At 44.7% G+C, this 18810-nt stretch carries 20 protein-coding genes; 14 read left to right on the top strand and 6 right to left on the bottom strand.

Annotation, left to right across the window (positions count from 1 at the left end; genetic code table 11):
* The first annotated feature begins 80 nt into the window (after positions 1-80).
* Both EXT48_RS17470 and EXT48_RS17465 read left to right on the top strand, forming a co-directional pair.
* On the top strand, positions 81-2312 hold the full coding sequence (locus tag EXT48_RS17470; RefSeq protein ID WP_130165179.1) for a hypothetical protein: 2232 nt from the start codon (positions 81-83) through the stop codon (positions 2310-2312).
* Between the two features lie 175 nt (positions 2313-2487).
* On the top strand, positions 2488-3723 hold the full coding sequence (locus tag EXT48_RS17465) for an anthrax toxin-like adenylyl cyclase domain-containing protein (protein WP_130165178.1): 1236 nt from the start codon (positions 2488-2490) through the stop codon (positions 3721-3723).
* A 62-nt stretch (positions 3724-3785) separates the two neighbouring features.
* Here the strand turns inward: EXT48_RS17465 and EXT48_RS17460 are convergent, their stop codons facing one another.
* Complete coding sequence (locus EXT48_RS17460) at positions 3786-4079, bottom strand: PAAR domain-containing protein (RefSeq protein ID WP_130165177.1); 294 nt, start codon at positions 4077-4079, stop codon at positions 3786-3788.
* Positions 4080-4696: 617 nt separating this feature from the next.
* On the opposite strand from EXT48_RS17460, the gene EXT48_RS17455 reads away from it, so the two are divergent.
* The 5 genes from EXT48_RS17455 to EXT48_RS17435 all read left to right on the top strand — a co-directional run bounded on the left by EXT48_RS17455 (position 4697) and on the right by EXT48_RS17435 (position 8897).
* On the top strand, positions 4697-5869 hold the full coding sequence (locus EXT48_RS17455) for an RNA ligase RtcB family protein (RefSeq protein ID WP_130165176.1): 1173 nt from the start codon (positions 4697-4699) through the stop codon (positions 5867-5869).
* The gene (gene prfH, locus EXT48_RS17450; protein WP_130165175.1) at positions 5866-6510 is read left to right on the top strand and encodes a peptide chain release factor H; all 645 of its coding nucleotides are present in this window, start codon (positions 5866-5868) and stop codon (positions 6508-6510) included. The genes EXT48_RS17455 and prfH overlap by 4 nt, the downstream gene beginning before the upstream one ends.
* Entirely contained in the window at positions 6500-6829 is a 330-nt protein-coding gene (locus EXT48_RS17445; protein WP_130165174.1) for a low molecular weight protein tyrosine phosphatase family protein, read from the top strand. Before prfH ends, EXT48_RS17445 begins: the two co-directional genes overlap by 11 nt.
* A gap of 169 nt (positions 6830-6998) precedes the next feature.
* Positions 6999-7622 carry an RNA ligase family protein gene (locus EXT48_RS17440; RefSeq protein ID WP_069021149.1) on the top strand — a complete coding sequence of 208 codons (624 nt, stop codon included), beginning with the start codon at positions 6999-7001 and terminating at the stop codon, positions 7620-7622.
* Positions 7623-7628: 6 nt separating this feature from the next.
* Complete coding sequence (locus EXT48_RS17435; protein ID WP_130165173.1) at positions 7629-8897, top strand: AAA family ATPase; 1269 nt, start codon at positions 7629-7631, stop codon at positions 8895-8897.
* A 29-nt stretch (positions 8898-8926) separates the two neighbouring features.
* Here the strand turns inward: EXT48_RS17435 and EXT48_RS17430 are convergent, their stop codons facing one another.
* The 4 genes from EXT48_RS17430 to EXT48_RS17415 form a co-directional block, all read right to left on the bottom strand.
* Positions 8927-9175: a hypothetical protein gene (locus EXT48_RS17430; RefSeq protein WP_130165172.1), complete on the bottom strand. Its 249-nt coding sequence runs from the start codon at positions 9173-9175 to the stop codon at positions 8927-8929.
* Positions 9176-9331: 156 nt separating this feature from the next.
* Positions 9332-9727 (bottom strand): hypothetical protein, encoded by a 396-nt coding sequence (locus EXT48_RS17425; protein ID WP_130165171.1) that lies wholly within the window; start codon positions 9725-9727, stop codon positions 9332-9334.
* A gap of 180 nt (positions 9728-9907) precedes the next feature.
* Positions 9908-10207, bottom strand: a complete 300-nt coding sequence (locus EXT48_RS17420) for a putative quinol monooxygenase (protein ID WP_130165170.1) — start codon at positions 10205-10207, stop codon at positions 9908-9910.
* Positions 10188-10418, bottom strand: coding sequence for a DUF2798 domain-containing protein (locus EXT48_RS17415; RefSeq protein ID WP_130165169.1), 231 nt, complete (start codon positions 10416-10418; stop codon positions 10188-10190). The genes EXT48_RS17420 and EXT48_RS17415 overlap by 20 nt, the downstream gene beginning before the upstream one ends.
* An 89-nt stretch (positions 10419-10507) precedes the next feature.
* On the opposite strand from EXT48_RS17415, the gene EXT48_RS17410 reads away from it, so the two are divergent.
* A complete protein-coding gene (locus tag EXT48_RS17410; protein ID WP_130165168.1) occupies positions 10508-11368 on the top strand; it encodes a LysR family transcriptional regulator in 861 nt (286 codons plus the stop codon).
* An 18-nt stretch (positions 11369-11386) separates the two neighbouring features.
* Here the strand turns inward: EXT48_RS17410 and EXT48_RS17405 are convergent, their stop codons facing one another.
* On the bottom strand, positions 11387-12088 hold the full coding sequence (locus EXT48_RS17405; protein WP_010376576.1) for an NUDIX domain-containing protein: 702 nt from the start codon (positions 12086-12088) through the stop codon (positions 11387-11389).
* A gap of 178 nt (positions 12089-12266) precedes the next feature.
* Here EXT48_RS17405 and prs point away from each other — a divergent pair, with 178 nt between their 5' ends.
* From prs to EXT48_RS17375, 6 genes are all read left to right on the top strand, one after another.
* On the top strand, positions 12267-13121 hold the full coding sequence (prs, locus tag EXT48_RS17400; protein ID WP_130165167.1) for a ribose-phosphate diphosphokinase: 855 nt from the start codon (positions 12267-12269) through the stop codon (positions 13119-13121).
* Positions 13122-13132: 11 nt separating this feature from the next.
* A complete protein-coding gene (locus EXT48_RS17395) occupies positions 13133-14728 on the top strand; it encodes a nicotinate phosphoribosyltransferase (RefSeq protein WP_130165166.1) in 1596 nt (531 codons plus the stop codon).
* A 113-nt stretch (positions 14729-14841) separates the two neighbouring features.
* Positions 14842-15537, top strand: coding sequence for a response regulator transcription factor (locus EXT48_RS17390; RefSeq protein WP_130165165.1), 696 nt, complete (start codon positions 14842-14844; stop codon positions 15535-15537).
* A complete protein-coding gene (locus EXT48_RS17385) occupies positions 15534-16913 on the top strand; it encodes a HAMP domain-containing sensor histidine kinase (RefSeq protein ID WP_130165164.1) in 1380 nt (459 codons plus the stop codon). Before EXT48_RS17390 ends, EXT48_RS17385 begins: the two co-directional genes overlap by 4 nt.
* 66 nt (positions 16914-16979) lie before the next feature.
* Positions 16980-17855: a retropepsin-like aspartic protease gene (locus tag EXT48_RS17380; protein WP_130165163.1), complete on the top strand. Its 876-nt coding sequence runs from the start codon at positions 16980-16982 to the stop codon at positions 17853-17855.
* 403 nt (positions 17856-18258) lie between these two features.
* Entirely contained in the window at positions 18259-18798 is a 540-nt protein-coding gene (locus tag EXT48_RS17375) for a carboxymuconolactone decarboxylase family protein (RefSeq protein ID WP_130165162.1), read from the top strand.
* Positions 18799-18810 lie beyond the last annotated feature (12 nt).

Here is an 18810-nt window from a genome sequence, read left to right as displayed (position 1 = left end):
ACATGCCCTTTGCGACTACTCATATCCTTAATACATGGCGTAATGACACGAGTATTAGGCTGACACCCAGAGGGAAATTGTTGCGTAAAGTTGATAGTAAGGTCGCAGCCTATCGAGAATCAGCGACCCCAGCCAACTTTAGAGAACTAAAAAGTGCCTACTTTCTATGGCAGGTAAGTAAAGAAGAGAAATATTTAAAACAGGATGGCTGGCGCTCTAGTTTACGTAACTCGGCTGATAATAACTTCCCTGTTGAGCGTTTACATAACTTCCTTTTCCCGAAGGAAGAAGATCAAGGTATTGATGATTTTTCATTGTTGCTTGCCAAAGAGGCCAAACGAGACTGTGTCAGGATCTTGTATGGCAGCCGTGCAAAGTTTCTTTATAAAGATGACTTAAAAGACATGGTCAAGCAGGCAAAGGAAGACATCACAAAGTCGAAGCGAGAAAAGCAAGAAAAAGACCGTCAGGTGCAATCGAATTACAACGAAGAGCAACGACGAGAATCCTCTGAAATTCATAGAATTGCTAATTCAATCGTCAGCCAAGTTAAAAGTGGTAATGTCATGGCAACGGCAGTTAAGCAGGGCTATCACTGGGTAAAAGAAATTGCGCAAACTGTGATCGACTTTTTGAAAGGCATAGCGCAAGACTTTATGTTATTTGTCAAAGAGTGTTGGGTGAGCATTCGTGAGCTGTTGATCAGTTTAGTCGCCGAAATTTGTATCGCTTTGGTGCCTGGGATCAATGCCATTGTATCTGCTGCGAAGTCGGTGAAAGACTACACTGAAGCGGTTAAAATGGCTGCCAAAGCTTGTTCTCAGCGTTTTAAAGATAGTAAAACGATGATGCTGGCGAATAAAACTTATCAATTAAGAACCGCACTAACGACGTTTGCTAACAATCAGTTTTTACTGGCGATGGCCGAAGCGGGTAAGCAATTGGTCAAAGCAATAGATAATAGTTTTTCTGTTATTTCCGGGATCACATTGCCCGGAAATGTCACGAAGGTGCTGACGCTCACGGCTTTTTATGTGCAAAAAATCGCAGTATTGGCAAAAGAGTATTACTACACGCGTAAAATTAATCGGCATTTATTACAAATCAACAAATATCATCCATATTTGGATGATAACCTCCTTAAAGACCCATTAGTTGCTGCGTATCTTATTGTTAATGCAACCGATTCCACATTGTTTGCAACGGTTAGAGACAACACTGATATGGCTGTTTGGCTCGACTATTGTAATGAGCATTTGTCTGAATTTGAGTCACTCAAGGAGCGGGCGCAAGAGTACATAGAGTCACGCAAAATTCGACTTAAAGATTTAAAAACGAAGGCAAGCGAAGTAGGTCCTGCGCCTTTTCTGCAACAAGTACAAAATTTTGATAAATCGCTACTCAGTAAAGTCGAATTATCTAAACCTAAATCTGTATTGGACGAGGTTAGAGGGTTCGATAAGTCTAGCTTGAAGCCAACGGTGACCGTGGAAAAACGAGGGCATGGACTACTTGATGATATTGAGCTTTTTAATAGCAAAAAGTTGAACTCGGTGACGACGCTAGAAAAGCGTGGTTTGGGGTTACTCGATGAAGTGACGCGTTTTAACCCGTTACAATTGACACCAAGTAAAACACAGGTAAAGCGTGGGGTCAGTGTGCTTGATCAGGTTGAGCTGTTTAATAACAAGTCATTGAGTAGTGCTAACACGGTTGTAAAACAGGGCGTCAGCGTGTTGGACCAAGTTGAGTTATTCAATAAAAAAGTACTGAAGCAACAAAGTACAAACAGGTTGGACTATTTAACGCAATTAAAGAAACTGGAGATGGAATTGCATACGCTGGACTACAAGATGTTAGCGCATACTTTGCTAGGTAAAGGCTCGTTGTCCAGTGACTTGAATAGTATCGAAAGTACACCCGTTAATATTGCGCAGTGGAAAAAACTTACTTGGGTAAAGTTTGGTCGTCGTCACGAAATAACCAAAGCGATAGATAGTGGAATTGGTAAATATTACCAATTCTTTTGCCAGCGCAAACATGCTTTTACAAGGCCTAGCAAGTGTGAACAGATCCCAAAATGCTTGGCGTTGATTGCAAGTAGAATAGAAATTTTGCAGCGAGATGTACTTTATCCGACGCAAAAGTGGTTGTCACAGCTGGACTCGACACACCGGACGAGTCCACGTCGTCCTGCGATGACTAAGCTGAATGCCTCGAGCCAATCCGAGAGAAATGCGTTGCAGGCACTAGCGATGTCGTTAGAAAAAATAAACCGACGATATAGCGTGTTGGCAGGGTACAAAGCATAGGGTCTGCGGCAGTGAGTAAAATGGTTTTTTGAGGCAAATACATCATGGCGAACATTAAGATTAAATCGCTAGTTGATTGCTATATATGGGGTTGCTAACGCATTTGGCGTTATCACTTCGTGCTCAAATCAAGTTGGTATTGTAACTGTAATGGATCATTACTAAGGATATAGCGTTGAAAAGCGGAATAGAAAATGCGGAGCTGTTGGCTGGGATCCCAGAAGCCCACTCAGCGGTATTTGCGCGTGTAGCAAAAGAGACAAACTGTGTTATTTCCTCTCGCGCGGTTGGTATTTACGCAACCCAGCTGATCACACAAGGCTACGCCACAAAAGGTTATCATGTTAAGGCTAAGTCATGTGATTGGGGACCAATGGCTGGTTTTGTCTTAGCTGATCCTGCCCTTGGAAAGAAGGGCACAGGGGGTAAGGCGAGAGGTTGGCAAGAAGGGAAGGTAGCCGAAGCAATTAATAAATATGGCGCAATGTCTATTCCACTTTATATTACGGATGCTCGTCGGCAGGCGATGGCAGGGCTAATGCTACGAGCCAGTAAAGGCTACGCGCAAGAAACCGTGAATGACCATATCATCAAAGTGACTGCAGCCGCTAAAGATGGGCAGCGACATGTTTTTTTATTGATTAAGGTAAGCCAAATTCAGCCAGCGTCTCGTGCCTATGGACCAGAACAGAGCGACTGGGCAGTTTGCTATGATGCGAGTAATACCCTTGCTGCAGCCTGTCCTGATCCCCGCAAACATACTATCACGCTGCAATCTGGGCATACCTATGTACAACTTTGCGGACTAACAAACCCGCTAGGTTATGGTGCCAAAGCGCCATCAAACTACAAAGGTGTACAAACTGGTGATTATGACTTGTGGGGAGTATTTCCGAAGGAGAAGTTTTTCGGTGAAGAAGAAAGAGCGGTCGCGCGAGCTGCCACCAATGGTAAAAAGGATGGCTTTTGGCAACGAGACGTGGATGGCAGTGATAAGTTTATTCGTACGTTTGATGAATATAGCCGCCAAGAAGGTCCTCACACCGGTAACCTTTCTCTATTGATCGAAGAAATAGCGGTACGCGTCAACACTGGCTGTATGAATGAAGGCAGTGGCGGGTGGATGGTTCACCACAGTGATGAAGCCGGCCGACCTATGGTTGATGAACTTGATTATGAAGCCGTGGTGTATTTTCCAGATTCTCGTATTTGGATCATGGAAAGCGAACAGGATGTGATAACGCTGCGGGCACAATTAGTACAAATGGACTATGTGCCGCTATTTAATCCAATTTGGAATTTTAAACTTGGTTTCCAATGGATGAAAATATTAACTGAATGGCTGCAGCGACATGGCTCAATGAAAGGCTTCCCGTTGAAAGACTATCAAGGCTTGTCATTGAAAATCTAATTGAGCATGCCTTTCACTTGAAAGGCATTCGCTTTTTGAAGCTCAGTTTGTGGTGTCGTCCGTTAGCCAATCAGGACGGTTGGCATTCCCAGCACGATATTGCCACCATGGCTGGTGGTATCACCCATTCTCGCCGCTGGTCTGCCATTGATAAGCACACTGGTGCTGCCTTTTACTATAGTATCAGGTGGGCCAACACAGACAGCGATATCGCCAACAACAGAAGCAGGCATATTTCCTATTAGCACGTTAGGCACCGAGGGGCCTGATATCGGCCCACCTACATGTGGCACGGTGCCTGTTACCATAGAGCAGACATGCATATCTGAAATCCGTGCAGCTGGTAATCCTGGCATGGCATTCTCCTTTTATTGTTTTATTTAACCTGAGATTACTTAACCTGAGGTTTGGATAAGGAATGTTCCAACTCATTGTTGCTAAAGCACAACTTAGTTTTTTCCTTGCCTAGCTAGAGAGTTTTAGGGAAAACACCGCTTCCGCGTCCTGCTCTCGCTAAGGTACCTACATCCTGTAGGCAAGGCGAATTTACGCACCAATAGCTGGCTATTGGAAGTGAATTCAACGCAGTTAGCGCTAAAACTGGCTGCTAGAAAGGCCTTAATTATCCACAGCTCAGGTTACTTAGTATATCGCCTTTATGAAAATTCCCAATACACAGAAAGGGTGTAATGTCTGCCAGAGGTTGCATTACGTTCCCAAACTGTTTACACTTGCCGCGATTCTAACCATTCATTCACTGTAGAGGAGAAAAAACATGACACAAACAACTTTATCCTTTGCAGGTCTTTCTCTGTAATTCGCGAGCGCGAATAAATATTTCCTAGCTTGTGAAAGCTGTATTTAGCGATTTTATGTTGCCTATGTAACCTAACATTTGGTTGCTATAACTAAGCCATTCTAGACCTGCCAATACACAATTATTTTTAAACCTCATTGAAAGGTATTGGTAACTATGGGCAGATCCGTCCAACAAATTTCTGATCGCGTGTGTCTATTTGCATCTCAAGACACTTGGATTGAAGGCGCTGCGATCCAACAACTTACAAAAACCGCTGAACTAGCCAGTATGCATCGTGTTGCAGGTATGCCTGACTTGCACCCGGGACGTGGTTATCCAATCGGCGCGGCATTTTTTAGCCTAGACCGGCTGTATCCCGCGTTAGTCGGAAACGATATTGGCTGTGGCATGGCGCTGTGGCAAACCACCACAAAGGTTGCCAAAGTTAATGTCGATAAGTTTGCTAAACGGCTAAAAGATATCGAGCAACCGCTCGATGCCAGTTGGCAAGAGACGATTCAAGCTGAAATGACACATCGTGATATTTCAGCTGGATTATTTGAAAGTGCACTGGGTACGATTGGCGGCGGTAATCACTTCGCCGAGTTTCAAGCGGTGGAACGTGTTTACAATGAAGCCGCGTTTACTGCGCTTGGCCTTGATAAAAAGTATTTACAGCTGCTGGTTCACTCAGGCTCGCGTGGGCTTGGGCAAACTATTTTAGTCGACCATGTTGCGCGTTTTAATCATGATGGTTTGGTGGCTGAAGCGGCTCAAGGTAGTGAAAGTTCACACTATTTGGCACGCCATGATGAAGCGGTGCGCTGGGCTGAGTTAAACCGCTTTTTGATTGCAAAAAGATTTCTCGCAGCCATTCGTAGCGATGGTGAATGTACGCTAGATGTTAATCACAACCTCGTGTGCCCAAAAGTTATTGATGGCCGCGCTGGTTGGCTGCACCGTAAAGGTGCGACCCCAAGTGACAAAGGTGCTGTCGTGATCCCCGGCTCACGAGGTGACTATAGCTATTTGGTTCAGCCTGTAAACAATGCGCCTGCGTTAACGGCTAGTTTATATTCTTTGGCTCATGGTGCTGGTCGAAAGTGGAAGCGAGGTGACTGCCAAAGCCGCTTGAGTCACAAATATAAACGCGAAGATCTTTATCGCACAGCGTTGGGGAGTCGTGTGATCTGTGGCAATAAGGAGTTGCTGTACGATGAAGCGCCGCAAGCTTATAAAAAGTGTGAAACCATTGTTAGTGATTTGGTTGACGCTGGATTGATAGAAGTGGTTGCAATATTGCGTCCGGTGCTAACATTTAAAACCAACGGGAGCTGTTCATCATGATCTTGTTGCAACTTTCAGCCGGTCAAGGCCCAGCAGAGTGCGGGAAAGCCGTTGCATTGGCGCTCAACTTAGTCAATAAACAAGCCAAAGCAATAGGCGCAGAATGTACCGTGTTAGCGCAAGAAATGCATGCACACAAAGGCTGCATGAAATCCGTATTGCTACAGCTTTCGAGGGACGCAAAAGCGCTTGCCGAGTATTGGCATGGCCCGCAGTTGTGGGTGTGTCAGAGCCCATTTCGTGCCAAACATAAACGGAAAAATTGGTTCTTTAGCGGCAGCATGGCCGAGATAGATGAAGTCGCAATGGCATCCGATATTCGCTATCAAACTTGTCGCGCGTCAGGAGCTGGTGGGCAGCATGTTAATACCACAGACTCAGCGGTACGAGCGACGCATATTGCATCAGGATTGAGTGTGCGAGTGGAGAGTGAACGTAGTCAGCACGCCAACAAGCGCGTTGCAAAGGCGTTATTGCTACAGAAATTGGCCGCGCAGGCAGATACTGAGGAAATGGCTCGTGATAAAGCAAGGTGGCAGCAGCATCAGGCGCTACAACGCGGTAATCCTAAAAATACTTTTAAAGGAAACCAGTTCAGCCCAACGGTGCCATTTAATAAAGGCACTCCGCATGACAACTAATGTGTTATTCATCTGTAGTCGCAACCAGTGGCGCAGTCCAACCGCTGAGCGTATCTGGAAAAATCATCCGGGTATTAGCGTGAGATCGGCAGGCACAAGCCCAAGAGCACGTCGCAGCGTAAATGCGAGTGATATTGAGTGGGCCGATACTATTTTAGTCATGGAAGAAAAACATAAATCGCGGCTGCGTGCACTATACGCCAATCTATTGCGCTATAAAAATGTTCAAGTGTTGGATATTCCTGACGAATATCAATTTATGGATGACGAGCTAGTGACGCTACTACAAGACAGCGTCGCGAGTATTTTAGTGGTTTAACCCAGCCCATTTTGGGTGTTAATAAGGTTGTAGGGAAGAGGATAGAGCAATGTAATTCCATCGGGAACAAGCAATTGAGAACACAATAAGTCGTTTTGTCGCTATTAATTGCTGATTTTGCGGCCAAGTACCAACTTGGCTTTTTAATTTTAAAAATGGAGCAACTAAGATGAGAATTAAATATCCTCGAACTCCGCACTTGGTGTGGTCAAAAGGGATCACAAGTGATGATGTAAGGTGTGCCAATACGGAACACTTTAAAAACAAACAAGTAGTCGTGACCGAAAAAATGGATGGTGAAAATACCACTTTGTATGCTGATTATATGCATGCACGTTCACTCGACAGTCGTTTTCATCCATCTCGCTCTTGGGTAAAAGCACTACAGGCTCAAATAGGTCTAAAGATTCCAAAAGGATGGCGTATCTGTGGTGAAAACTTGTATGCAAAGCACGCCATTCATTATCAGAAGTTGCCTAGCTACTTCCTCGCTTTTTCTGTGTGGAACGCGAGTAACGAGTGTTTAAGTTGGGATGATAGCCAAGCTATTTTTAATGAGCTTGGTCTGCATAATCCAAAGGTGCTCTATCGTGGGGCATGGTGCGAAAAAACCATCAAAAGTATTGTTGTAGATACAAACTTACAAGAAGGCTATGTGGTCAGAGTGGCTGATGCCTTCCATTATGATGAGTTTGCTAATTGTGTTGCCAAATGGGTGCGCTCAGATCATATTGTGTCGGATAAGCATTGGATGCATAGCGTTATTACACCAAACAAACTCATGGAGGAGTAACACTGTATGTTAGCGAAGAAAAAAGTAGCGGATTGGTTGCCTTTGCTTGCAGAGCAACATCAGCCTGATTTTACAGAGTGCTTAGCCATGTTGGGGGAAACCTTTCCCCTTTTGCACGAACTTGAAGCAACACCACAAGATACTATTTGGCATGAGGAAGGTAATGTTGCCATTCATACCAATATGGTATTGGAAGCACTTTATGCATTGCTGCAGAGTTCTGCCTCTCATATAAAGGGGGAGCGAAGGCAGGTGCTGATACTCTCTGCGCTGTTGCATGATATTGCCAAGCCTGTCGTGACTAGAGCGAAGGAGATTGATGGTCAACGGCGGATTGTTGCACCGCGGCATGAGGCGATCGGGATGAGTTACCTAGCAAGTAGACTCGTTGACTTACCGTTGCCAATGCAGACTATTCAAACGATTTTAGCATTAGTCGGTTTTCATCAAATGCCCAAATTATTGGTAGTTAAAAACAAAGGCTTCAGTGAATATCTTAATTTAGCGCTAAATGCTGATCTCGAGATGCTCTACTGGCTCGAAGTTGCAGATATGCGAGGTCGTATCTGCCCAGATCAGAATATGCAAATTGAACTGCTGAGCTTGTTTAAAATGTTTGCTCAAGAATATAAGCTTTGGTCGGTTGCAGATCCGGCTGAATCACTACTTGCTAATATATCGCGATACCCAACTGTTGAAGAACAGTGCTTCATTGCTGCTTATACAGTTAGGCAAATGGCTTTTGGCGAAATCACAGTTCCTGAAGAAGCTCCTATCAAATTTTACCAACAGGCAAAGCACTATGGTCATTTTTATATCATGTGTGGAGCTAGTGGGAGCGGTAAATCCAGTTGGATAGCAAAGCATCTTCAAGGATTTACACTGGTCTCTTTGGATGAACTAAGAGGCGAGATTAATGGTCGTTCCACGAGTCAAAAAAACCGTGGTCAGGTTCTACAAGCCGCCAAGCAAAAGCTGAAAAAAGCATTAGCAGCAAAGGAAAATGTTGTGTGGGATGCGACAAACCTGCGAAAAGATTTTCGTAAGATACTTTGCGATTTAGGGTGTGACTACGGTGCGCTCGTGACGTTAGTTGTATTTCAACAAGGTGAAGTACAACTTCGGCAAAATAACCGAGCAAGAGCACGAGTCGTCCCAGATGAAGTGATAGCCCAGCAGCTGAAAAGGTTGGAGTGGCCATCGGTGACAGAAGCGCATCGGATACAGGTGATTGGCGAACAAGGGCAAGTGCTTTGGCAAAAGGGGGCGTTTTAGCCACCGTTCAGTGAGATTAGCTTTACTTGTCAGCTAATTTTGATAGCTGACAAGTAGCCAATATAGAAGTGTGAATAGTGGCAGAGCGCTATCCTACGAGCTATGCTAATTTTATCTTGCTCAAGAACAGTTCTTTTGTCGGACTGCTCCTGAACATCATCCAAAATTTCGAAGCCTAAAACGTTCCCTTTCTTTGCATTTAACAATCGTTGCACCAGTTTATATTCTTGTGTTGTATAGCCTAGCCAAGGAGCAACTGCACTAGTGTTGTTGGTCATACTCCCTCATACCACTTTTACCAATATCAATGAGAGTATTAAGGTTATATGTATAAATTTTAAGCGCTTTTATATAAAACTTATATACCTTAAAGAAATGACGGTAGACCCACTGTCAGACATAGCTATACTTCATTCTCGATACGCCAAATACAATTATTTTGTGTGGTGGTTTTTAGGATTTTGTTTGTGGAATATAGGGCGGAGGCGCGGAAATACACACATAGATACTTTTAGAATGAGCACAGGTGCGCTCAATATTAATGCGTTTAAGACTATAAATATTAATCCATCATAAGCTTTTTGCGGCAGCAGCATATGGATACTGAGGAATTTATCCGCTAAGAGAATCAATAACCATGATAAAAAGGTGGCTAGAAAATGGTCTAATTTTAGGAAGTAGGCAATAGGGAAAGTTGCAAAAAATATCATCAGGTAGCCGTAGTTTAGGTTGGTGCTGAGTGTGTTACAAAGCCACAGGGTCACGGCTAACAAGGAAATAGTAGATGTGTGCAAAAAGTGTGATTTTATTCCCTGACTTCCAGTAGCCATTTACGTTCCTTAGTGACTGTGGTGGTGTATATTTGTTCAGCAATTACATCCGAACTTGTTCGATAACGCAACGGCTTTTTCAATAACTCCACTGTGCTGCAAAGTGCCTCGCTAACGTAGCGCTTTAAAACGCTTCTATCATTGCTTGTGAAGAAGCGCTTAACTTGTTAAAAGTGCAAATTAAAGCGGTTTGATGGCAATAATATCCACCGCTTTTGCCAACCATCCTTGATACAGTGTAAATACTTGTTTGGTGTAAGCTTGCTGATGATGAAAATCGAACGCGGCTTGATCGACGAAGCGCTCAACTAAGGTAAGCTGGGTGCGGCTTTCACTTTCATAAAGTTCAAAGCGTAAACATCCTGCTTCTGCTCGAGTGGCTGGCAAGATCTCTTGGATTGCGTTAATACAATCTTGATAGTGCTCGGTTTTAGGCGTGATATGGGCGATAAAGTTGACGTTATTGTGGCTGTTGGGCATGATATTTCTCCATAATGCGTTTAGTAACGGCGGTAACTGGGGCTGATAAAACATAGGCGGCGATGAAAGAGGCCGGCCAAGCATTGGCAAAGGCATGTGCCCATCGCGTGGTAAAGTCCGCCACTAATCCCAAATTGATGTACGTAACCCATCCAGACACCATAAACGACAGGCACAATGACAGCAGTAATGTAAAAATGAGTTTTTGCATGTTTCCTCCTTTGGCTGTTGATATGATTGTAGGGAATTGCCAGCCGATCAGAATGGCAAAAATGGAAAGCTAAGATTGCGGAGATAACTATGCTAGATGACTTACGACTCTTTGTTGAGGTAAGCCGCCGAGGAAGTTTTGCCAAGGCGGCAGAAGACCTTGGCATAGGTGCGCCGACCTTATCTAAGCGGATGTTAGCGCTGGAGGAGAAACTCGGTTATCCGCTCTTACTGCGTAGCGCCAGAGGACTTACATTAACGAATCATGGTCAGGCGGTGGTGGATAAAATGGCGGAGTCTTTGCTCGCCTTGCAAGCGCAAAGTGAGGCGCTATCAACACTAGAAGCGTCCACTTTCCATCTGTTATGTCCGCAAAACTTAATGATTGGTCCTTTGTATAATGCGCTGCAATCGTTTCAGGCTCAGCATCCTGAGATCCAATTGCATGTGGAGCCTGCCAATAGTGTGGCTTTACTCAGTCAAAAGCGATTTGATTTAACCGTGCGAGTTGGGGAGCTGGATGATTCAAGCGTCTATCAAAAACGGCTGGGTCAAATCGTGGTAAGAGCGGTGGTCGCCACGGAAATTGCGACTACACAAACCTTGTTTTTGCCCTTTAAAGCATCGCAACTGCCTGCAACCGAAGCGTGGCGAGCACTGCTCGAGCAGTTTAGTCACGTCTCTTATGTGGGTGATATTACCTTAGTGCGTAAATTGGTAGGCTCGGCTAACGGTGCTGGGGTATTGCCGATGACAGAAATTGCAGTGTTGGCAGCGCAATCTCAAACCGCATTTAGCTATATCGGTGACTGCCAATTTACTCGCAACATCTACGCGCTTTGGCCAAATCAACGAACTCCACCGACTTACACCAGAGATTTTATTGAGTTACTGCAAATGCGGTGTCAGGAGCTTGATTATCTGCAAGGGGCAGTGATAGTTCTGAAATGAACACCGCACAACCGCATTTTATCCTAAGCTCAGATTGCGCTCAAAATGCACGATATCGACATCAGGCTTTAGCTTATAGAGCTGTGCTAACCGTCCGCCTGACTTGACCTTTTCATCCAGTGCTTCAAACATGTTTGAGGCTTCAATGCGTCTTACCAAGCTCTTGCGCTGAATGGGTTTGGCGATAATAGCCTCGATGGCGGTTTTGAGTTGTCCAATGGTAAATTGATCTGGCAAACAATAAACCGGGATCATGGAATATAACGCCTTTTGCTGCAGCCTTGCCTTGGCTTTTTCAATAATATGCTTATGATCAAAAGCCACAGCAAGATCTGGGATCTCGCTAAGATCCACCCATCTCACATCATCTACCGAGTCTATTTGCGTTGCCACTTGCTGAGGTGAAATCAAGGCGTAATAAACCAAGGTGACACTAAAGCCTCGCGGATCACGGTTGATCCCAGAAAAGGCCTGAAGTTGCTCTAGGTATTGTGGGGCAACACTGGTTTTCTCTTTGATCTTACGCAGCGCGCTCATATCCGTGTTGTCATCCAGCTCAACATCAACAAACCCTCCTGGTAATCCCCAGCGGCCTTTAAAGGGAGCGTTAGCGCGTTTCACCAGCAGCACTTTTAAGCTGTCCTGCAAAATTGTAAATAACACGCTGTCTACCGTGAACAGTGGGTTTTGGTATTGGGTTAAATCGTAATCAGGGCTCATGAGATTTTTAATTTGTGTCTTTTGGACACAGTAAACAATTGTAGCCAGTATGGCAAATATACTGAATATCCCTATGTTAAAAATAAACATTAAATGTCTTTTAGACATAAAGCTGTTGATTGATCAAAAAATGTTTGATACCTTATTTGTGTCTTAGGGACATTATTAAGGAAAGGTTATGAAAGTCACGAGTTATGAATTCTCTGGAAACAAAAAAGATGTTCAATATGAAGCATTTACCTTCTCTGGTGGGGAAGAGCATATTCGTTTCAAGGCATTTGATTTCCGTGATTGCGAAAAAGTTCAAATCACAGCCAGAGTAACCAATTCTTCTCATATCATGCGTTTACTGATGGCGGTGGATGCATTGAAGCGACTTTGTTTGGCGCGGACGCCGATAGAATTAGTGTTACCCTATTTCCCCTACGCGCGCCAAGACAGAGTATGCGTAACGGGTGAGGCGCTAGGTGCAAAAGTGATGGCGTCACTTATCAATCAACTGGCGCTAGACAAAGTCACCGTGTGGGATGCACATAGCGACGTTGTACCTGCACTCCTTGAGCGAGTGGAGAATGTTGAGCAAACGACATTGATATCGCAGTGTCCGGCTTTACAGCAACAGTTGCAGTGCGGTGCACTCAGTTTAGTTTCACCAGACGCTGGAGCGAGTAAAAAAACACTGAAAATTGCGCAGCATTTTGGTGGTGAGGTTGAGGTTATTCAAGCACAAAAAGTACGTAATCTTAAAACGGGTGAAATTGTACAAACGCAGGTACTTGGTGAGGTAAAAGGTAAAGATTTACTGATCGTTGATGATATTTGCGATGGTGGTAGAACCTTCACTGAGCTTGCTAAGGTACTAAAAGCACAAGGCGCTAACTCAATTGCGCTTTACGTAACACACGGTATTTTCTCTCAAGGATTAGGCGTTTTTAGTGGACTGATAGATACCGTTTACACGACTAATTCGTGCCGTGATCAAGGCGACTTGGTCGAACACCACGATGTGCAACTCAACATGATTGAATTATAAGGAATATAGCCATGACAATTACCGCAGCAAGTATGCAAAAAGACGTGTATAAAGAATTTCACAGCCGCGCATATCACCCTGAAGTGACAGAGGTTTATGCAAACTTTACCTCGCGCAGCGGCAAACTAAGCAATGTTGCAAATAACGATAAAGTGGCCTTTGTGGGGCTGCAGTATTTTATCAAAAGTTACTTACAAGAAGAGTGGCAAGACTTTTTCGCAGCAGACAAGCACACCGCAGTGGCAAATCATAGACGGATCATGACAGCAATGTTGGGCTATCCGGTGGATGTAGGTTATCTCGAGGCGCTACACGACTTAGGCTATTTACCGCTGAGGATTAAAGCGCTGCCAGAGGGGACTTTAGTACCGTATCAGGTGCCACCCATCACTGTGGTCAATACCAAGCCTGGATTTGAATGGCTAACCAATATGATTGAGACGGTCTTAAGCTGCGAAAACTGGCCAATCCAAACGAGCGCTACCACCTCAGTTGCATATTTAAAAGTGTTCCGAGAATTTGCTCAAAAAACCGGCTTACCCCAGGAGATCGTGCCGTTTCAGGGTCATGATTTTAGTTTTCGCGGTATGTTTGGTAAGCACGCTGCGGCTATGAGTGGTTTTGGTCACCTTGCGTCTGGCCTTGTAGGGACGGATACCATCCCTGCGGTACTATTTGCTGAAAAGTACTATGGCGCGGATGTCGACAAAGAGCTGGTTGGCTGCTCAGTAGATGCAACCGAGCACTCTGTAACCTGTTCTTGGATCCAAGAAGGTGAAATCGAGTTCTTCCAATATTTGATGCATGAGCAGTCACCGACCGGGATCCTCAGTGTGGTCTCTGATACTTGGGATTTTTGGAAGCTAGTCACCGAGTATTTACCAGAATTAAAAGCAGAGATCATGGTGCGTGATGGCACTGTGGTGATCCGTCCAGACTCCGGAGATCCGGTGAAAATCCTGACTGGGTATTGTGTCTCACCAGTATCAGAATATAGCGAGTTGGTTGACTCTCAGCAGCAAGCGCAAGAAATGGCAATGACAGATGGCTTTGAAGCGTATCGTTGGCAGGGAAATTACTATTCAGTTGAATCACACCCAACGCAGCTGCAGGAGTGTGAAGTAAAAGGGCTGATTGAATGTCTCTGGGATACCTTTGGTGGCACTGTGACCGATAAAGGCTTTAAATTGCTAGATGAGCATATTGGCGCAATATATGGCGATGCAATTACTCTTGAGCGTCAGCGTCAAATTCTACAGCGACTGATGGACAAAGGATTTGCGTCCAAAGTGGTGCTTGGCATTGGCTCATACAGCTACCAATATGTCACCCGCGATACCCATGGCTCTGCGGTAAAAGCAACTAGTGTGGTTAAAAACAACCAGCGTGTGGCAATTTTTAAAGAGCCAAAAACCGACAGCAAAAAGCGCTCAGCAAAGGGACTGCTGAAAGTAGAACGCGTAAACGGTGAGTTGATCTGCAAGGACAATGTGACCGAGGAAGAAGAAAAGCAAGGCTTGTTGGAAGTGGTTTTTGAAGATGGAGAGTTACTAAAAGAAACCACTTTGGGTGAGATCAGAGCTTTGATCAGCGCGCAAATTAGTTAGATTCCATTGTTGTTCTCATTGTCTTTTGGTCGCGATAGGTTCCAGCCATCGCGACTTTTGTGCTTCACAATTGTCCATCTAATAATTACAATCAGGACAAAAAGCGCCTCCCTATGTCTGACCAATATACAGTTTTATATGTAGAAGATGACCCAAGCAGTGCTGAGATCTTACGTTTATATCTGGCACAAGCGGATATGCAGGTTGTCCATTTCGATAACGCCCCAGATGCCCACCGAGCCCTACAAAACCTAACATTTCAACTCGCTATTTTAGATGTCATGCTACCCGGCGGTGATGGCCGTGAGCTGCTAAAAGAAGCCGTTGCGCGCAACATTCCTACCATTATGGTGACCGCCAAAGTATCTGAAACTGATCGTCTTGAGGGGTTTGAGCTTGGTGCGGATGATTATGTATGTAAGCCTTACAGCCCACGAGAAGTGATCTCTCGAGCAAAGGCACTATGTAAACGTAGCTATCGCGGTCAGCAGAGTGCCGCTTTGTTGTTTGATGGCTTAAGTATCAACCTTGAGAGCAAATCGGTGACGGTAACACAGCAAACACCAGCGTTAACGGCGGTGGAGTTCGAGTTATTACTGGCTATGGCCAAGCAGCCGCAACAAGTATTTAGCCGGGCGCAATTAATTGAACAAGTATGGGGAAGTGATGCACCTATTACGGATCGGGCAGTCGATACTCACTTGGCTAACTTGCGTAAAAAACTAGGTGACAGTAAGGCTGAGCCCAAGTTTATCGCCACGCGTTACGGGCAAGGCTATCAATTTATCGCGCGTAAGGTGTCTTCATGAAGCTAAAAACCAAGTTTACCTTACTTGTGGCGCTTTGTACCTTTGCGCTACTCGGGAGCTTCTATCAACTATCTAAAAACTCAGCCGAGCGCACTTTTTTAGCATTTAATAAGCAAAGTGCGGTAACGTTTGGTCATTCATTGCTTGATGATGACTTAGTGGAAGAAGCATTGGCTGGCAACACCTTTGCGAGCCCAGAAGCGACGTTAACGTTTTTAGCATCAACCTTTCCTGAGCAGCTATTTATTTGGCGAGATGCTAACTCAACAGCGGATGTAAAGATCCTCAATCCCGATCTCACCATAGACTATGAGCAGGTCAAATCCGGTCATCAATTTTCTATCCATCACCCCGGTGTTGCGGCGTTTGTGGTGCAATTTAATGAGGCGCAATATGTGTTATCACCACATGGTGAGTTGTTTTGGTTGCCTGAGGTATTGCTAGATAGGTCGTTTGAAAAGGAAGCGCTGCAGCAAGCTATGCTGGATGATTTTATGCTTACTTTGGTCATCTTATCGATTATTGCTGCATTACTTGCTTGGTTGGGGTCGTGGTACTTTTTGTCGCCACTTAAACAGCTCAAACGTAGCTTTAAGGCGATAGAGTCGGGCGAGTTAGACACCCGCTTAGCGCTAAAACGTCATGATGAAGTGGGTGAAATCATCAGTAGTTTCAATAATCTTGCGGCTTGGCTACAAGGGTTACACCAGCAATATAAACAAATGAACTCCGACTTATCTCACGAGCTTAGAACACCACTTAACGGCATTCGTTCGCGCTTGGAGGCGATGGAAGACGGTATAGTCCCGATGGATAAGGCTCAGTTAGCGGCGATAACCCAAGACCTTCACAATGTTAACCGTATTATCGACGACCTGTGTTTGTTGTCATTAACCGAGTCAAAGCAGCTGACGTTGTCATCGACACGGATAAATCTCTCTGAGCTGTTAACATCGACCTTAGTGCGTTACCAAGCACAGGCCGAAGCGCGAGGCGTGAAATTGGACGCAGATATTCAAGAAGGTGTGACCGTGACGCTTGATGCCGGAAGAGTCAGACAGATAGTGGTGAACTTATTAGATAATGCCTTTAAATATGGCGCTGATGGTGGCGTTGTGACCTTACAGCTCAGTTATCAAGACAATGAACTGGTGATTACGGTTGCTGACTGCGGCCAAGGTATGTCGCCTAATCAACTCGAGCAGGTGTTTGAGCGCTTTTATCGTGCGCAGGGGTCGCGCCACGATACATCCAGTTTGGGGCTCGGCTTACCAATTTGCCGTCAACTTGCCGAGTTAATGGGCGCGACATTGACCGCGACCAGTGCTGAAAATCAAGGCGCTAGCTTTTCACTTCGGTTTTCTCGACTAACTTGATAATTGCTTGACAATTGCTCGGCATAGTTAGCTCAACAACGACATCAACAGTTTGAGAGCAAGATTATGAGAGCAATTATTTTATCAGCATTGGCATGTACCACCGTAGGTTGTGGGATCACCGCGTCTACCGCGCCACAATCGCTCACCTTACCGATGAAATATACCGAGAAAGGTCATGCCTATGTGATGGCAACGCTTAACCATACGGTTACCCATCCTATGATTTTAGACAGTGCTGCGAATGTTGGTATTTTACCGGTTAATCTGAAAGCAGCACTTGCCTTGCCAGAAGATAAGCTAAGCAAAATGGACGTACAAGGCGCAAGTGGTAGCTCAGAGCTAGTATTGGCAACGATAGACCACACCAGCGTCGGTCACTTAGCAGCAGAGTCGCTTCCTTATGTATTTAAAGATATGACCCGCTTAGATGTGGAAGGCGTCTTGCCTGGAATTTTGGGGCATGGATACATGTCGCAATATTGTAATGTGTTTGATTTTAAAAATAATGAGCTGAGTTTATATCAAGGGGCTTGCCCAAATAGCGTGACACAGGGCTTAGAGAGTAAAAGTTTTAAAATAGATAACAATTTCATCAAGCTAACAGCAAGTTTTAATGGCGAAGAGGTGGACGCCGTGCTTGATACCGGCGCTCCAACCAACTACATCAACTCACATTTGGCCAATAAACTAACATTAACGCTGGGCGAAGAAGACATCAGCCGCGGGTTAAACGACCAAGCGACTAAAAAGGTGGCCATAGGATCACTGCGCTTTAGCTTAGGAGGCAAGGAAATCATCAATACCGAAAGTCACTTATCGGATATGCCAGTGTTTGAGGTGCTTGGATATAAAGACGAGCCGTTTATCCTGCTGGGTTTAAGTAATTTCAACGATGATAAGCTAATTATCGACTACGCTGAGAATAAAATTTACTTTTAACCCCAACGCTGCTGGCTTGACCCGACCAGTCAGTAGCAAATTAAATTTCATATTAATTTAGACAGTTATGGTGTTTACTATAGCGAATAGTTATTTGAATGACCATTCAAGTAAGGTTAGTCTAGCACCCAATGAGTAGCTAACCTGAGGTTTGGATAAGGAGTGAGCTAACTCTTTATTCTTAAGCTCACATTAAATTTTTTCCTTATCTAGCCAGAAAGTTTTTGGGGATAACAAGGCGAATTTACGCCCCAATAGCTGGCTATTGGAAGTGAATTCAACGCAGTTAGCGCTAAAACTGGCTGCTAGAAAGGCATTAATTATCCGCAGCTCAGGTTAGTTAACCTGAGGTTAGTTAGATCTCAGGTTATACCAATACAAAATGCACCAAGAGGAGCAACAGATGACTGACTTTACAATCCATACCGTAGAATCTGCACCGCAAAAAGGTAAACCATTACTTGAGAAGTCCCAGCAAGCATTTGGACGTATTCCGAACCTTCATGGTGTAATGGCGGAATCACCAGAGCATCTGCATGGCTATCAAGTGTTACATGAGGCTTTTTTAAATAGCTCGTTCAATAACGATGAAAAAACTGTGGTGTGGCAAGCGATTAATGTAGAACATGAATGTCACTACTGTGTGCCGGCTCATTCTGCCATCGCAAAATCAATGAAAGTAAGTGATGAATTGGTCAAAGCGCTGCGCGAACAAGTACCACTTGGCGATGAGAAACTAGAAGTGCTGCGTGCCACAACACTTGAAATGCTGCGCGAGCGTGGCAAGTTGAGCGATGCACAAACGAAAGCGTTTTTTGCCGCAGGTTATACTAAACAAAATCTGCTGGAAATTATCTTAGCGCTAAGTCAAAAAGTGATGAGTAACTACGTGAATCATATCGCGCATACTCCGCTGGATGATGCTTTTAAAGCGTTTAGCTAATTAGTAGAGAGG

It is taken from the genome of Pseudoalteromonas sp. CO348 (assembly GCF_004208845.1).
GTDB classification, from domain to species: Bacteria; Pseudomonadota; Gammaproteobacteria; order Enterobacterales; family Alteromonadaceae; genus Pseudoalteromonas; species Pseudoalteromonas maricaloris.
The sequence above is the reverse complement of the archived record's forward strand: the minus strand, read 5'-3'. Positions and strand labels throughout refer to the sequence as shown.

Coding starts and splice junctions, on each gene's coding strand:
- EXT48_RS17460 (WP_130165177.1), bottom strand. CDS start 4,079: ATGCCAGGATTACCAGCTGCACGGATTTCAGATATGCATGTCTGCTCT.
- EXT48_RS17455 (WP_130165176.1), top strand. CDS start 4,697: ATGGGCAGATCCGTCCAACAAATTTCTGATCGCGTGTGTCTATTTGCA.
- prfH (WP_130165175.1), top strand. CDS start 5,866: ATGATCTTGTTGCAACTTTCAGCCGGTCAAGGCCCAGCAGAGTGCGGG.
- EXT48_RS17445 (WP_130165174.1), top strand. CDS start 6,500: ATGACAACTAATGTGTTATTCATCTGTAGTCGCAACCAGTGGCGCAGT.
- EXT48_RS17440 (WP_069021149.1), top strand. CDS start 6,999: ATGAGAATTAAATATCCTCGAACTCCGCACTTGGTGTGGTCAAAAGGG.
- EXT48_RS17435 (WP_130165173.1), top strand. CDS start 7,629: ATGTTAGCGAAGAAAAAAGTAGCGGATTGGTTGCCTTTGCTTGCAGAG.
- EXT48_RS17430 (WP_130165172.1), bottom strand. CDS start 9,175: ATGACCAACAACACTAGTGCAGTTGCTCCTTGGCTAGGCTATACAACA.
- EXT48_RS17425 (WP_130165171.1), bottom strand. CDS start 9,727: ATGGCTACTGGAAGTCAGGGAATAAAATCACACTTTTTGCACACATCT.
- EXT48_RS17420 (WP_130165170.1), bottom strand. CDS start 10,207: ATGCCCAACAGCCACAATAACGTCAACTTTATCGCCCATATCACGCCT.
- EXT48_RS17415 (WP_130165169.1), bottom strand. CDS start 10,418: ATGCAAAAACTCATTTTTACATTACTGCTGTCATTGTGCCTGTCGTTT.
- EXT48_RS17410 (WP_130165168.1), top strand. CDS start 10,508: ATGCTAGATGACTTACGACTCTTTGTTGAGGTAAGCCGCCGAGGAAGT.
- EXT48_RS17405 (WP_010376576.1), bottom strand. CDS start 12,088: ATGAGCCCTGATTACGATTTAACCCAATACCAAAACCCACTGTTCACG.
- prs (WP_130165167.1), top strand. CDS start 12,267: ATGAAAGTCACGAGTTATGAATTCTCTGGAAACAAAAAAGATGTTCAA.
- EXT48_RS17395 (WP_130165166.1), top strand. CDS start 13,133: ATGACAATTACCGCAGCAAGTATGCAAAAAGACGTGTATAAAGAATTT.
- EXT48_RS17390 (WP_130165165.1), top strand. CDS start 14,842: ATGTCTGACCAATATACAGTTTTATATGTAGAAGATGACCCAAGCAGT.
- EXT48_RS17385 (WP_130165164.1), top strand. CDS start 15,534: ATGAAGCTAAAAACCAAGTTTACCTTACTTGTGGCGCTTTGTACCTTT.
- EXT48_RS17380 (WP_130165163.1), top strand. CDS start 16,980: ATGAGAGCAATTATTTTATCAGCATTGGCATGTACCACCGTAGGTTGT.
- EXT48_RS17375 (WP_130165162.1), top strand. CDS start 18,259: ATGACTGACTTTACAATCCATACCGTAGAATCTGCACCGCAAAAAGGT.